The 13,912-nt window shown below is 39.6% G+C and carries 16 protein-coding genes; 8 read left to right on the top strand and 8 right to left on the bottom strand.

The genetic code is table 11. From position 1 onward, the window contains the following. The 7 genes from ACFX4H_RS24795 to ACFX4H_RS24765 form a co-directional block, all read left to right on the top strand. On the top strand, positions 1–184 hold a 184-nt coding region (locus ACFX4H_RS24795), incomplete at its 5' end, for a hypothetical protein (RefSeq protein WP_377436437.1). A 342-nt stretch (positions 185–526) separates the two neighbouring features. Then, a complete protein-coding gene (locus ACFX4H_RS24790) occupies positions 527–676 on the top strand; it encodes a hypothetical protein (RefSeq protein ID WP_174878767.1) in 150 nt (49 codons plus the stop codon). A 739-nt stretch (positions 677–1,415) separates the two neighbouring features. Next, positions 1,416–2,480 (top strand): C45 family autoproteolytic acyltransferase/hydrolase, encoded by a 1,065-nt coding sequence (locus tag ACFX4H_RS24785; RefSeq protein ID WP_377436436.1) that lies wholly within the window; start codon positions 1,416–1,418, stop codon positions 2,478–2,480. 203 nt (positions 2,481–2,683) lie between these two features. Then, on the top strand, positions 2,684–2,974 hold the full coding sequence (locus tag ACFX4H_RS24780) for a DUF3817 domain-containing protein (RefSeq protein ID WP_034305497.1): 291 nt from the start codon (positions 2,684–2,686) through the stop codon (positions 2,972–2,974). A 138-nt stretch (positions 2,975–3,112) separates the two neighbouring features. Then, entirely contained in the window at positions 3,113–3,880 is a 768-nt protein-coding gene (locus tag ACFX4H_RS24775) for an ABC transporter ATP-binding protein (RefSeq protein ID WP_034305495.1), read from the top strand. Then, on the top strand, positions 3,867–5,786 hold the full coding sequence (locus ACFX4H_RS24770) for an ABC transporter permease (protein ID WP_034305492.1): 1,920 nt from the start codon (positions 3,867–3,869) through the stop codon (positions 5,784–5,786). Before ACFX4H_RS24775 ends, ACFX4H_RS24770 begins: the two co-directional genes overlap by 14 nt. A 5-nt stretch (positions 5,787–5,791) precedes the next feature. Next, a complete protein-coding gene (locus ACFX4H_RS24765) occupies positions 5,792–6,145 on the top strand; it encodes a YxeA family protein (RefSeq protein ID WP_057278687.1) in 354 nt (117 codons plus the stop codon). A gap of 57 nt (positions 6,146–6,202) precedes the next feature. Here the strand turns inward: ACFX4H_RS24765 and ACFX4H_RS24760 are convergent, their stop codons facing one another. Both ACFX4H_RS24760 and ACFX4H_RS24755 read right to left on the bottom strand, forming a co-directional pair. Continuing rightward, positions 6,203–7,591, bottom strand: a complete 1,389-nt coding sequence (locus ACFX4H_RS24760) for a sensor histidine kinase (protein WP_249597530.1) — start codon at positions 7,589–7,591, stop codon at positions 6,203–6,205. After that, positions 7,588–8,298 carry a response regulator transcription factor gene (locus ACFX4H_RS24755; RefSeq protein WP_034305485.1) on the bottom strand — a complete coding sequence of 237 codons (711 nt, stop codon included), beginning with the start codon at positions 8,296–8,298 and terminating at the stop codon, positions 7,588–7,590. Before ACFX4H_RS24755 ends, ACFX4H_RS24760 begins: the two co-directional genes overlap by 4 nt. A gap of 351 nt (positions 8,299–8,649) precedes the next feature. On the opposite strand from ACFX4H_RS24755, the gene ACFX4H_RS24750 reads away from it, so the two are divergent. Next, positions 8,650–9,825 (top strand): MFS transporter, encoded by a 1,176-nt coding sequence (locus ACFX4H_RS24750; protein ID WP_377436434.1) that lies wholly within the window; start codon positions 8,650–8,652, stop codon positions 9,823–9,825. Positions 9,826–9,900: 75 nt separating this feature from the next. Here ACFX4H_RS24750 and ACFX4H_RS24745 read toward each other — a convergent pair whose 3' ends face one another. The 6 genes from ACFX4H_RS24745 to ACFX4H_RS24720 form a co-directional block, all read right to left on the bottom strand. Next, positions 9,901–10,638, bottom strand: a complete 738-nt coding sequence (locus ACFX4H_RS24745) for an amino acid ABC transporter ATP-binding protein (RefSeq protein ID WP_034305480.1) — start codon at positions 10,636–10,638, stop codon at positions 9,901–9,903. A 29-nt stretch (positions 10,639–10,667) separates the two neighbouring features. Continuing rightward, on the bottom strand, positions 10,668–11,372 hold the full coding sequence (locus tag ACFX4H_RS24740; RefSeq protein WP_034305478.1) for an amino acid ABC transporter permease: 705 nt from the start codon (positions 11,370–11,372) through the stop codon (positions 10,668–10,670). Continuing rightward, positions 11,356–12,180 (bottom strand): amino acid ABC transporter substrate-binding protein, encoded by an 825-nt coding sequence (locus ACFX4H_RS24735; RefSeq protein ID WP_034305475.1) that lies wholly within the window; start codon positions 12,178–12,180, stop codon positions 11,356–11,358. Before ACFX4H_RS24735 ends, ACFX4H_RS24740 begins: the two co-directional genes overlap by 17 nt. Positions 12,181–12,460: 280 nt before the next feature. After that, entirely contained in the window at positions 12,461–12,598 is a 138-nt protein-coding gene (locus ACFX4H_RS24730; protein ID WP_377436432.1) for a hypothetical protein, read from the bottom strand. Positions 12,599–12,621: 23 nt separating this feature from the next. Next, positions 12,622–12,894 (bottom strand): hypothetical protein, encoded by a 273-nt coding sequence (locus ACFX4H_RS24725; RefSeq protein ID WP_377436431.1) that lies wholly within the window; start codon positions 12,892–12,894, stop codon positions 12,622–12,624. Positions 12,895–12,964: 70 nt separating this feature from the next. Then, positions 12,965–13,435, bottom strand: coding sequence for a DinB family protein (locus ACFX4H_RS24720; protein WP_134784232.1), 471 nt, complete (start codon positions 13,433–13,435; stop codon positions 12,965–12,967). Between the last annotated feature and the right edge of the window lie 477 nt (positions 13,436–13,912).

Below are 13,912 nucleotides of genomic sequence, written 5' to 3'. Positions count from 1 at the left end.
AGTAACGAATGCAGCTGATTATGGTTCGGTTGGATATGGGGTGGGAAAATTGAAAAGTAAAGTTATCGATGAAGGAAGTATACTTAATAGTACTGACAATGAAGTGTCAGTTGTTGCCTCAGTAGATAACCACATTGGTGAGGTCAGAAAGTATGCTTTACTTGTTTTTGAAGATTATAAATAAGTGAAATTTAAGGTTAAAAATAAGGAGCAGGACGTAAATAAATATTTCTTTGATATGAAACCTAACAGCTCAATAAACTTTAATGTTACTGTTCCTATTCGTTCCGACTCAAGTGAATTGACTTTTGTAATCGTTCAAAAGCCAGAGTATAAATTGAAGGAGCTCGACCTAAACAGGGCAGGGATTTTAGAACAAGTATTAAGTATTCGGTATTCCATCAACAAATCCGCCAAACGGGAAAGTTGTTAAAAAGTAAAGCAAGTAAAACCTGATGCTATTATAAAGGATGGATTCAATGAAAATATATCTATGACAAATAGTCAGGAAAAGTTGCAATCAATTATGACTGAAAAAGAAGGCAAGGAACTTAAGTTCTCTGCCGGAAATGAGACAAATGCTGGAATCAGATATGCAATCATAGCTATAAAAGATTGGGAACAAGTTGCAGTTAGAGATAACACAGACGTCTTATATACCACTGTTCCACCATAAACTAATCTACCCGACGTTGAATGAAGAAATAATTTCCAGCTCACCACCTTCCCACTTCCTTATTAAGTAAATGCTGATAATTATCAGAGTCAACAAACTTTTGGTTCCTTTAGAGTTGTTATTCAAAATAATGAATAAGATTATTAACGGAAAGGAAGAATCGGATTGTCTACTATAATTAATATATTAGGTTTCGTGGGTATTATCGGATTTATAGTTCTTTTAGCAATAGCAAAAACTATAAAAGATAAATCTAAAAGGTAGTTGGTTTTATTAGTGGAATCACTTTCCCCGATAAGAGGTCTGGATTACTAGGCCTTTTTTTGTTCCTTACTTATACAGCATTGTAAAACGAGTCAAAAATCAAAAGGAGAATTCATATATACCCTTTTACAACATGAAGCAGGTCTTTTCTATTTTAGGATAAGTTTTCCATAAGCAGGACTCCTCAAATACAGTATAAGTTCGTCTTATTAAAGTGAATTCTTCCTCGTTTACCCTGATAATGCTATTCCGTGACCAAAAAGGTTCAATCGCTATCGCCACGCCTAGCAATGGAGTGCCGTTAATTCCATCTCCATGATACGTCCCCCTCATAAATGTGCCTAGTTACAGATTATGAGGGGGGTACGGGGTAGTGAGTTTTTTCATGAATTTTAAAGGCTTATCTTCTTTATTTTCAACAATAGTTCAAGTATCCTTAATTTGAATAGCAACTATTGTAAATGAGGGATAAGCCGTGAAGCAAATATATAGTGATGTCATACAATTTCGGGGTACACATTATGAGTTTGGATACATGCAAGGGGAGGAATTAAAAGATTCGCTAACGGTAAAGAACCGTGAAGATCAGTGGAAGATCAGGCAGCCGAGGTTTACGGTTGAAGAAGAAGAGGTCAAGAGAGCCATTACACAATTCGCCCCTGGAGTTTGGGAAGAATTACTCGGATTGCAAGAAGCACTGAAATGGCCAATGGACCGCGTGCTTCAAGAGTTCGGTGGATACCGATTGGATTATGTCCGGTCGGGCTGTTCGATCATGACAGGCAATGATTATCTCATTCGCAATTATGATTACCACCCGAAGACTTATGAAGGACGCTATGTCTTATTCCAGCCAACCGATCAAGGGTACTCAAGCATCGGCCCTAGTCAGCGAGGGACTGGCCGGATGGATGGAATGAACGAAAAAGGATTGGTGATAGGCTATAATTTCATGAATCGCAAGAACCCTGGTGATGGTTTCATCTGCTGCATGATTGGCAGACTGATTGTTGAATCTTGTGCGGACGTTCAGGAAGCGGTGGCGATGTTGAAGGAAATCCCGCATCGTCATTCTTTCACTTACGTCGTCTATGATAAAAGCGGAAATACCTATATTGTGGAAACCTCCCCAAGAAATGTAGAGGTGCGCACGTCAAATGCCTGTACCAATCACTTTGAAATCATGAAAAATGAAAACCGTAACCATCTTATCGATTCGAGACGCCGATTGGAGATCATCCAGGATCATGAAGGGAAACTTTCTTCAGCCTACGATGCTTATCGGTTGTTTAATGATACCAATCAAGGTGTCTTCTCGGATTTATATAGCAGCTGGGCGGGAACGATTCATACATCCGCTTATTTACCTAAAGAGATGAAAGCTTGGATTGCCTTGGGAGGGAACCAAGAGCCGACTTCCATAGATTTTGCGAAATGGCTCGAAGGGGAAGATGTTGATTTAAGACAAATCAAAGGTGTAATTGATACGGATATTCCCTTCGTGCACATGGATGAGGGAGCGAATTGGTTTCGGAATTGAACATCTTTAAGTGAAATTTCACCTACTTTGTTAAGGGCCCAATCCTTTGATTGGGCTTTTGTTGTTCTACTTTTAGGAAAACCTGGTACTATTTATTAGTGGGTGTCTCCGTAATATAATATGATAGAGTAACGGATTTTGGATTGAGGACAGGAAGCTGGATTTGTGTGCCGTACTTGTACAATGAATAAGGGGATGAGCGAATGTTTTCGACAGCTATTGGATGGTTTCGGTTTATTACAATAATTGAGGGAATCTCATATGTTTTATTGCTTGCCATTGGTATGCCCATTAAGTACATATTGGATATTGGGGAAGCAACACTCATTTTAGGCAGCATCCATGGTTTCCTGTTTGTCGTGTTTGGGCTTTTATTACTTTATGTGAGCATCATATCAAAATGGTCCTTTTTAAAAATGGCGATGATTTTCATCGTTTCATTCATTCCATTTGGTAATTTTGTTATCGACCGCAGGCTTCTGAAGCAAAGTTAAATACTTTTACTTTAACGTCTTCCATAAGTGGAAGGCGTTTTTTTGATGGATTTAAGCTTGCTGTAAGGTTGGCACAAAGATGCTGTAAGAATGAGCATGTAAGATAAATGTATCAACAATACTGAAGAGGTGAAACAAATGGAACCATTATTAAAAGTGGAAAATATAAAAAAAACATATGGTAAATCAAGCGCTGCCTATACGGCGTTGGAAAATATATCTTTTGACATTCATGCAGGGGAGTTTGTAGGAATCATGGGACCTTCTGGAGCGGGGAAATCGACATTGCTCAATATGTTGGCAACTATCGACTCGCCGACTGAGGGGAAAATTTATATGAATGATACGAGCATTCACGATATGAAAGGGGCGGAATTAACGGATTTCAGACGTGAAAATCTGGGTTTCATCTTCCAGGACTACAATTTGCTAGACTCATTGACTGTGAAGGAAAATATATTATTGCCACTGGCGATTGCGAAAATTCCAGCCAAAGAAATTACTGCATTGGTGAACCGTATTGCTAAAGTATTTGGGATTGAAGATTTATTAGCTAAATATCCATACCAAATCTCCGGTGGGCAAAAGCAAAGAACAGCTGCAGCCAGAGCGCTTGTGACAGAGCCGGCATTGATCCTGGCAGATGAGCCAACAGGTGCACTTGATTCAAAATCTGCAACAGGTCTGCTGGAAAGCTTAAGTGAACTAAATGAAAATAATAATTCCACCATCATGATGGTGACACATGATGCATATGCCGCAAGCTTCTGCCGGCGGATCATTTTCATCAAGGATGGTACACTTTCAACAGAAATTTATCGTCGTGGCCAATCGCGTAAAGCTTTCTTCCAAGAAATCATGGATGTCCTTGCAACAATTGGAGGTGAGGTAGATGACGTTATTTAGTCTGGCGAGAAAAAATATTGCCCGGAACCTTTCCCAATATTTTATATATATCGCATCCATGGTATTTAGCATTATCATCTACTTCACATTTGTAACATTGAAGTATAGTGATGCAGTTGCAGAACAAACGGCTTCATCACAGAAATTAGGTTCATTAATGAGTGGTGCGGCCGTCATCCTGATTTTTTTCGTTGCCATTTTTATTGCCTATTCCAATTCATTTTTCATGAAAAAACGTAAAAAAGAAGTGGCATTATATGCATTGCTTGGCGTACGTAATCGCCAGATTGGCTTTATGCTCTTCTTTGAAAATCTATTGCTAGGATTGGTTTCATTAGTTGTAGGGATTTTACTTGGATTTCTATGTTCAAAAGGGTTCATGACGATCTTGATCTATTTAATGGGCTATGATGTCATCGCACCTTTTACATTTTCAGGATCTGCAGCTTTGAACACCTCTATCGTATTTCTTATTATTTTCTTGGTGACATCATTCCAGGGCTATCGTTTAATTTACCAATTTAAACTAATTGATCTTTTCCATGCATCGAAAAAAGGGGAAGCGGCTCCGAAGCCATCTATGATTGTAGCCTTTCTGGGAATTTTCCTGATTGTCATCGGATATTGGTTGGCGATGCAAGATCTTTTTACTTCTAAAGTGTGGGAAAAGATTGGCTTTTTGATGACGGCACTCATTATTTTGACAACTGTTATTGCCGGTACATTTTTATTGTTTCATAGCGTGACAGGCTTTGTGTTAGCCGTGATCAAGAAAAATGAAAAATGGCTATGGAAAGGCCTGCATCTGATGACGGTCTCGCAATTGCTTTATCGCATTCGGGGGAATGCAAGGACATTGACCGTAATTGCGGTGTTAAGTGCTACAACGGTAACGGCTGGAGGTGCGGTTTATGGTCTTTATTACAACGCGAATGACCAAGTTATGACCGTTGATCCGAATACCTTCATGTATCAGCAAACGGATGCTAAAAGCGATCATCAAGTCACCGCCGTTTTGCCAGATACAAAGTATGATGAAAATGTTGAAGCGCTATCCATCACATTTAATACGAAAGAACTTAGCGAGGAATCAGCATTCGATAACTCGGATAAAAAGATTTACACGGTAATCGATGAAAGAACATATAACAAATTGGCAGATGTACAGGGTAAGGAAGCATTGCATGTGAATCATGGCAAAGCAGTCATTTTAGATATTGGATATGACAAAAGATTCTCACCTGAATACAAGGACAAGACAATAAGGACAGAAAACAACACGGCGATAACATTCCAAAGCTTTAAAACACAAACGGTTTTAAATGCCAAAACAGCAGGCATTGCAGTGGTTGTATCGAATGATCAATTTAAATCATTGCAAAAAGAAGGGGAAGCCCTGAACTATCGTGCTATCGGTGTTGATCAAGCCTCCGTGGATTTATCTGAAAAAATATCAAAACAAATACCTGAAGAAGCTCTATTTTCCAGTGCGCCTCAAGATTTTCAAGCAAGCATTGAAAGTGTAGGATCATTGCTCTTTATCGGCAGTTTTCTTGGTCTGGTTTTTTTAGCGGCAACAGGCAGTATCATTTACTTTAAAGTTCTAACGGAAGCTGAGGAAGATAAATCACAATACAATATGCTTCATAAAATGGGCGTTAACGCAAAAGAAATGCGGAAATCCATTGCATCACAAGTGTTTGTAATCTTTTTCGTCCCGCTGGCAGTCGGGCTATTGCACAGTGCGGTTGCGTTAAAAGCCTTCTCGGGCTTATTGATGATGAATCTGGCAAAACCTGTATTGATCTGGATGATCGCTTATACGATTATTTACGGTCTGTATTATATCTTAACGGTAGCTTCTTATAATCGTATTATCACACAAAATAATAAAACAGAAGGGTGATCTAAATGAAGAAATTTTTTATGGTAGTTGGCATATTGTTCATACTTGGAGCGGCAGGAGTATTCGCGCTTACTAAAATTGACTTTAATCGCATGAATGCCGATAATTATTATTTGCAAATTACAGAGGATGGGGTGCAGCATGAAACCAAACTGGATGATGGTACAGTGATGACTTACTATTCTTATAAACTTGACGCCAAAAATGCAGATGGTGAAACGATACCGCTTGAATTCACGGCACAAAAAAATCTTCGAAAAGATGCTTACTTAAAGATGTACGTGAAAAATGGTGATGAAGTTTCGTCATATGATGAAGTGAAATTTGAGGATATTCCAAAAAAGGCACAACCAAAATAAATAGGAAGAAGGGCTGTCTGTAAGTTAGGACAGCCCTTTCTCTGTAAGAAAAAATAATTATAAAAGTATCGTGATGGTTGTTCCCTTATTTTCAATGCTAGTCAAATCCAGTTTACCTTTATGAGCCAGGATAATGTCCCTTGCAATGGCCATTCCTAAGCCGGTCCCATGTTTACTGGCAGTATTCGTACCTCGATAGTAGCGTTCAAAAACCTGATCCAAATCTTTGGAGGGAATACCGCGGCCATTATCGGCAATGGTGATCTGGGTATGATGTTCTGATTGTAGATGAATATCATCAATTTGTATTTTCACGACGACATTTTCATCATTATGTACGAGCGCATTGTAGATAAAGTTAAAAATTGCCCGTTTCAGTAAATTTTTATCGACTTTATGCATTGCTTTATCCACATTTGCCTCAAATTCGACCTCTCGATCACCAAATTGTGAATCATTTAAGAGCTCTATCGTCATTTCTCTTATAAACCCAACGATATCAAGATCTTCAAATTGCAAAGGAAGTCTTTGGTTGCGTAAACGCATCGTTAAATTGAGGTCATCCAACAGATTTTTCATATATACGGACTGTCTATTAATAATGGATGTAAACTCATACAATTCTTGTGGTGTTAATTCATGGGCATTGTCTTTCATCAACTCTGTATAACCATGGATGGATGCAAGTGGTGTCTTCATGTCATGAGAAACATTGCTAATCCATTCCTCACGCATTTGGTCGAGTTGATCACGTTCTTTTTCATACTGATCTAACTTTACCGATAGTTCATTCATATTGTGAAATACATCTTCATAGACGCCTTTTGGTATACTCATCTTTTTAAAGCGTCTTTCACGAAGCTGCTGAATTCCTTCTATTAAAGTGTTAAGTGGTGTCGTTAATCTTTTACCAAATAATAGTCCAATTACTAGGGCAATAATGATATCCACCGTTAAAAACAGTAAAAGTATGAGGTTGAAGTACTTTAAAATGTGAACATAATTATAGGACAGTACATATCGGCCTATTCCTCGATCTTTAACCCCTACAAAATAGCTGAAATCATGAGCTTCGCCGGCAAAAACAGTCGTCTCTGCATCAATTTCTTTATACTTATACATTTGGACGATTTCAACAGGAGAATATACGGTTTGCAATTTTTGAGGTGTGTAATAGGCTGCTACTTGTTCACCCTTATCATTCAAAAATTGTATCCAGGCGTTCGTGTTCCGCAGTTTTTCCAGCCCTTCTTCATTTACCATTGGTTTGTCATCTATTAGTTCTACATATTTTGAAAAAGATCGGCTAAAGTTCTCCGCAGATTCCTCTTCCGTGTCGAAATGAACAAAGAGTAAGCATAAAAGTAAAATTGTATTTACGATTCCTACGATTACGACAATTGTCACAACGGATCCTAAAAAGCGCCGTGTCAATTTCCACTTCATCTTGTTTCACCCTTGGTCTGTAATTTATAACCAAGCCCTTTAACGGTTATTAAAAAAGTTGGCTTTGAAGGATCTGCTTCTATTTTTTCGCGTAAACGGCGAATATGGACCATCACTGTATTATCAGAGCCAAAGAAATCATCGCCCCACACATGTTCAAACAAAGTTTCCTTGCTCAAGATCTGATTCGGATGATGCATAAAACAGCTCATCAGACCGATTTCTTTAGCTGTCAGCTCAAGGGTTTTGCCATCCTTTTTCACTTCATTTTCATTTGAACTAAGCTCAAATGGACCAATTTGCAATTTTTTCGGTGAGGTTTTTTCCTCTGTATAGCCCGCCCGCCTAAGCTGCGCCTTTACTCGATAGGCAACTTCTTTCGGACTGAATGGTTTGGTAATATAATCATCCCCGCCAATCGCCAACCCCAAAAGCTTATCAATTTCCTCATCCTTTGCCGACAAAAATAAAATCGGCACATTCGACACTTCACGAATTTGCTTGCATAAGTCATAGCCTTCACCATCTGGCAGCATGATATCCAGCAAGACTAGTGATGGATCGAACTTTTGAAACTTTGCCCACCCATCCGCAATCGTCCCCGCCGTAATAATATTGGGGATACCTTCTTTATGTAAAACTGTCTCCATGAGACGTGCCAAATCTTCTTCATCGTCAATAATTAAAATCCACTGATCATTAGACATTCTTCTACCTCCCAAACATCAATCATACCCTACAGTATAGAGTACCCCTTAAGAAAAAATAAGGGGAGGAAAAGATTTTTAACGAACTCATGCCATTGATTCACGAAACACAGTGAAAATAACGAAGTGCCATTACATGAGAAATGACTGTAGAGTTGAGGATATTTTAGCCTGGTTCTTATTTATTTAAGGGAGTTTCCGAAAGAAGGTCGTGCTTCATACTGATTTGGTAAAGGTTGTATGATAAACTGTTTAAAGTATTGCCAGGTAGATTATGCTAAGTAATGGGATTTTAGGAATTCGTTCCAATGTACGTAGCGAATGTGGAAGAAATAAAAGGAGAAAAATATAATGGAAACAAAAAAGGTGTTACCCGTACTTTTTTTAGTGATGTTTTTAGTCATGGTCGGATTTGGGATCATCATTCCCGTCATTCCGTTCCTTGCTGAAAAGGTTGGTGGCAGTCCCACAGAGCTTGGCCTTTTAATGGCTGTTTATTCACTGATGCAATTATTTTTTGCCCCGATATGGGGACGTATATCTGACCGGATAGGGCGTAAGCCTGTCATGATTATCGGGATTGCTGGACTGGCCCTTTCGTTTTTCATCCAGGCTTCGGCAGATTCCCTATGGGTATTATTTGCAGCCAGAATCATTGGCGGGATTTTGTCATCGGCAAACATGCCAACCGCAATGGCGTATGTGGCTGACATCACGACGCCGGAAGATCGGGGAAAAGGGATGGGAATCATCGGGGCCGCCACAGGGCTTGGATTCATCTTTGGACCGGCGATTGGCGGGGTATTCTCCAAATCAAGTTTGAACTTGCCGTTTTACATTGCAGGAATATCCTCTTTGATTACTTTATTCTTAGTGATTGCGATACTGAAGGAATCACATACAGTAGAGAAGAGGGCCCAACAATCAAAAAATAAAGAGTCCATGTGGAAAGCCTTTAGAGGGCCGCTTAAAACCATGTTCTTTTTGCAAATGATCGTCACCCTTTCAATGGCAGGACTAGAAACGACTTTCGCCTATTTTGCAGCCAAAAAGGCTGATATAAGTCTTGTGCAATTAGGCTATATCTTTATGATCATGGGGTTTGGGAGTGCGATCGTTCAAGGTGGATTAGTGGGCAGGATGACAAAGAAATATGGGGAAGGCGCGGTCATCCGAATGGGAATCATCGTCTCGGCAGTCGGTTTCATTCTCATCCTGTTTTCTTCCGGGTTCTGGACATCGGCGGTCTTCCTGACGATTTTCGGAGTGGGTAATGGGTTCATCCGGCCTGCCATTTCGGCCCTGCTTACCAAAAGTTCCATGTCGGGCCATGGCAGTGTCACGGGATTGCTATCTTCCTTCGATTCGTTCGGCAGGATTGCGGGTCCTCCGATCGGCGGTTGGTTATTTTCGATTTCGATTGATTTACCATTTATATCGGGTGCCATCCTTTCCGTTTTTGCTTTGATTCTTTTTCAGCTATACCATGCACGGACACAGGCTAAACATGTCCAAGCATCTCATTGATATAATGATGGGCAAAACCCCCCATTTCTAAAAATGGGGGGAAGTTGCGAGCGGTGCTTGAATAGTACCGTTTTTTTATTGAATCATATTGAGGAATTTTCGTGTGCGCGCTTCTTTAGGGTTTGTGAAAATCTGCTCGGGTGTTCCCCGCTCCATTATTTTTCCTTCATCCATGAAAATGACTTCATCGGCGACTTCGCGGGCGAAACGCATTTCATGGGTTACCACGATCATTGTCATGCCTTCATCTTTCGCCAGTTCTTTCATGACCTGCAGGACGTCTCCCACTAGTTCGGGATCCAAAGCGGAAGTGGGTTCATCGAATAGCATCACCTTAGGCTCCATGGCCAGGGCCCTTGCAATTCCGACCCGTTGCTGCTGACCGCCGGACAATTGAAACGGATAAAAATCGATTTTTTCACCTAAGCCCACCTTTGTAAGCAGGGCAGCCGCCGTTTCTTTCGCTTGATGTTTGGCGATGTTTTTTACAATGATGGGGCCTTCCATTACATTTTCCAATGCTGTTTTGTGGGGGAAAAGGTTATAGCTTTGGAAAACCATCCCTGTCAAACTGCGAAAAGATGTAATCGAATTTTTTCTAACGGGTTTTTTGAAGTCCATTACCGTTTCATCGATTTCAATCGTCCCGTCCGTGGGCACCTCAAGGAGATTCAAACACCGAAGAAAGGTTGTTTTTCCTGAACCGGAAGGACCGATCAATACAATGACTTTGCCTTGCTTCACTTCCAAATCGATGCCCTTTAATACTTCAAGGTCACCAAACGATTTATGAAGATTCTTAATGTTGATCATTTTAAAATCTCCTTTAACTACTGCGGTTCTTATTTTGCTACATAACGATTAAGTCTCTCCTCTAAACTTCCTTGAATGAAAGATAGAATCGTACACAAAATCCAATATAAAGCAGCTGCTTCCATGTAAAGTAGTAAAAATTCATAGTTTTTTGCAGCGATTTCTTGAGCTTTACGGAATAATTCCGTTACAAGAATGAGTGATGCAAGCGATGTATCTTTTAAAAGGCTAATGAACGTGTTGGATAATGGGGGAACGGATACCCGTGCTGCTTGCGGCAAGACGATCCGCTTTAAAGCTTGGGTATATGTCATCCCGATTGAATAGCCTGCTTCCCATTGCCCTTTTGGTATCGATAAAATGGCTGCTCGTATAATTTCCGAAGCGTATGCTCCTACATTTAAAGAGAATCCTATAATAGCCGATATGAAAGGATTGATGGTGACACCTAAATTTGGAAGTCCATAGAAAATGATAAATAATTGCACAAGTAAAGGTGTCCCGCGGATGATTGACACATATACACGCGCAATTATTTGAAGAATTCTAATGGAAGATAATCTAGCCAATGCTGTGAGTACAGCAAGAATAAGGCCGAGAACGAATGTGATCAATGTTAGTGGAATCGTATATTGAATAGCTCCCTCTATCATCGGATAGAGGGAGGTTTGAGCGATGGAAACAAGCTGGTTCATACGCTCGGGGTCGGTGAAAATATTACTTAGGAGAAACATCTTCACCAAACCATTTATCCGAGATCTTCGCGTACGTGCCGTCGTCTTTCATTGCTTTAAGTGCTTTATTTACTTCTTCCACTAATTTGCCGCTGTCTTTTCTGAACATTAAACCACTTGCGACTCCGCTTTCTTCCTCATCAGCCACTTTGATAGGTGCATCCGGATGTTGCTTTTTATAATCAAGGTAAGATAATTTGTCATTGATCGTCGCATCTACACGTTTAGAACCAATAAGCTGTACGGATTGTGAAAATCCTTCAATACCTGTAACTTCAGCACCATGTGATTTGGCTAGATCATTGTAGTTACTTGTTAAAGATTGTGCAGAGGTCTTGCCTTTTAAATCATCGAAGGATTTAATATCCGTATTATCTTTGTGTACAAGCAATACGGCTCCTGATTGAATATATGGGTCAGAGAAATCATATTTCTTTTGACGGTCTTCATCGATGCCCACTTGGTTTGCGATCATATCAAAACGTTTAGCATCCAAGCCTGCAAACATGCCGTCCCATTGTGTTTCCTTGAATTCAGCTTTCACTCCAAGGCGTTTTGCCACTTCTTTAGCAATTTCAACATCAAACCCCGTAAGTTTATCTGAATCATCGTGGAATGTGAAAGGAGGATATGTACCTTCTGTTCCAACAGTTAATACGCCATCTTTTTTGACTTTATCATATAGACTTTCTTGTGAAGAAGATTTATTGCCGGTATCGTTTGCCTCATTTTTTGTATCGGTACCACAAGCGGTAAGTACAACCGTGAAAGCTAACAATAGCGATAAAAGTGCAACCATTTTTTTCATTTGGGTAAACCTCCTAGTAATCTGATAGGGATTGATACTCTGTGATACTATACAAGAAAAGGAAAAAAGTCAATGAAAATAACTTATATCATTAGTGTTAATGAAACTTGGTGAATTATACGGTTTTTCATGCAAGGAAGTGAAATAAAACGAAAGGGAAGGGAAGTGTACATTAAAATTCTAAGGGGTCAAAAGCCCCTCTTCCGCTAAGTGGGAGAGGGGCTTTTTGAAGCCGTCCAGAACTATTGCAGTATTCTTTCTAACTTAGTGTTTACCATGATTATTTATCCTCTACGCTGACGAATATAGGGTTTGAATAAAACCAAAGGTCTTTATAGTTACGATTGTTTATTTCTGAAAAACGCGTTTCGTTATCCTCGATTTCAGTCTTTTTATCGATCAGCGGTTCACCGTCCATCGTTTCTCCAGAGACATTTTCCCCTAGATTCGTGCCGCGCAAACGGTAATATTGATCCTTATCGGTTTGACTTTGTAAGTGATGGCATGAAAACCATCGCGATCGGTTTTCCAGTCTTTACTTGTAAAGCGTTTAACCACTTTTGTCGTATCATTGGTGGCTTTATTATAAGCAGGTGTTCCAGGCTCTGCTTTCCCGGTTACTTCACCGGAAATTAGATCCACGTGATCTACCTTGACGGTGCCTGAAGCGGAAATCAACGTCCAAATCGTACAAGCAAAAAAAACTGCAGACAAACACGATTTTCATCGAGTTGCCTACAGTGTGGTGCTTCAGGATGATGAAACACCTTTGAAAATGATTTGATTAATCCCAAACGCTTATTCTAGGGACTCCAGCAGTTCTTAAATAGTCCAATAATTGACCAGTATGTACAGACTCATGATAAGCGATTCTTAGCAACATGTCTCCTAAATCCCTGATATATCCTACGTCAGATCGATCAATTTTAATTGTGGATAAGTCGTCTTCGCTGAAGGACATGATTGTTTCCAAAAAATCACGCCTGTATGGTTCAGCAAAGTTTAATTCAGCTTCCACGGAGCTAAGCGGCTGTTTTTCATATGGTGATTCATAAACTGGTAAGCTGCCTTGATTTTTAATGGATAAATGATAATAATGCTCACTATCAAGGACATGTCTAACCATTTCTAAACAGCTCATTGCCTTGTCGTCCGGTTTCCAATGGAGTGTGCCTTTAGGTATTGAAGTCCATAGTTTAATGTTTCTTCTTCTAACCTCTTCCAGATTTAAGATGATTAGTTCTATCGATTTCATTATATCTCCCCTTTTAGAAGGTATACACTCACTATACAGGAATGGGTTTATTTTGAAAATATAGAAAAATATTATGACTAGGGTAATAAATTTTTGCGATTCCTTCCAATATAGTTCCGCTCCAGTTTTATTCAAAAAGATAAACATATGATAGGTTCACTAGCGTTTACTGGTTGACCTTTTTAATGGGAACTCTACGATCAAGCCTAGGAATGACAAACGTTGCATACTGTTTTTTTAATAGAGTTGCCTTGAATATATGAAATGTTGCACGAAAAAGAAGCATCGGAGAGTGGAGTAAGATTATAAGTAAGGTTGAAGAGACTACAGGGAAAATGCCTATGAATCCGTGTAGAATTTACAGGCTTTCCTTCCCTAGTTATTCATTGCATGGAGGAACAGGGAATTCATATATCCCTATAATCCTATTCCCGCTTATTTGTATTGGTATCAGGAATTAAATTCCAGTTAATAGGA

The organism is Peribacillus sp. YIM B13477 (genome assembly GCF_042787955.1).
Classification (GTDB): Bacteria; Bacillota; Bacilli; order Bacillales; family DSM-1321; genus Peribacillus; species Peribacillus frigoritolerans.
This window is presented reverse-complemented; position numbering and strand designations above follow the sequence as displayed.

Bases quoted from the DNA above. Each gene is read 5' to 3' on its own strand.
- ACFX4H_RS24780 (WP_034305497.1), top strand. From the start codon at position 2,684: ATGTTTTCGACAGCTATTGGATGGTTTCGGTTTATTACAATAATTGAG.
- ACFX4H_RS24760 (WP_249597530.1), bottom strand. From the start codon at position 7,591: ATGAAGTGGAAATTGACACGGCGCTTTTTAGGATCCGTTGTGACAATT.
- ACFX4H_RS24775 (WP_034305495.1), top strand. From the start codon at position 3,113: ATGGAACCATTATTAAAAGTGGAAAATATAAAAAAAACATATGGTAAA.
- ACFX4H_RS24755 (WP_034305485.1), bottom strand. From the start codon at position 8,298: ATGTCTAATGATCAGTGGATTTTAATTATTGACGATGAAGAAGATTTG.
- ACFX4H_RS24730 (WP_377436432.1), bottom strand. From the start codon at position 12,598: ATGGACGGTGAACCGCTGATCGATAAAAAGACTGAAATCGAGGATAAC.
- ACFX4H_RS24750 (WP_377436434.1), top strand. From the start codon at position 8,650: ATGGAAACAAAAAAGGTGTTACCCGTACTTTTTTTAGTGATGTTTTTA.
- ACFX4H_RS24770 (WP_034305492.1), top strand. From the start codon at position 3,867: ATGACGTTATTTAGTCTGGCGAGAAAAAATATTGCCCGGAACCTTTCC.
- ACFX4H_RS24765 (WP_057278687.1), top strand. From the start codon at position 5,792: ATGAAGAAATTTTTTATGGTAGTTGGCATATTGTTCATACTTGGAGCG.
- ACFX4H_RS24790 (WP_174878767.1), top strand. From the start codon at position 527: ATGACTGAAAAAGAAGGCAAGGAACTTAAGTTCTCTGCCGGAAATGAG.
- ACFX4H_RS24735 (WP_034305475.1), bottom strand. From the start codon at position 12,180: ATGAAAAAAATGGTTGCACTTTTATCGCTATTGTTAGCTTTCACGGTT.
- ACFX4H_RS24740 (WP_034305478.1), bottom strand. From the start codon at position 11,372: ATGTTTCTCCTAAGTAATATTTTCACCGACCCCGAGCGTATGAACCAG.
- ACFX4H_RS24745 (WP_034305480.1), bottom strand. From the start codon at position 10,638: ATGATCAACATTAAGAATCTTCATAAATCGTTTGGTGACCTTGAAGTA.
- ACFX4H_RS24720 (WP_134784232.1), bottom strand. From the start codon at position 13,435: ATGAAATCGATAGAACTAATCATCTTAAATCTGGAAGAGGTTAGAAGA.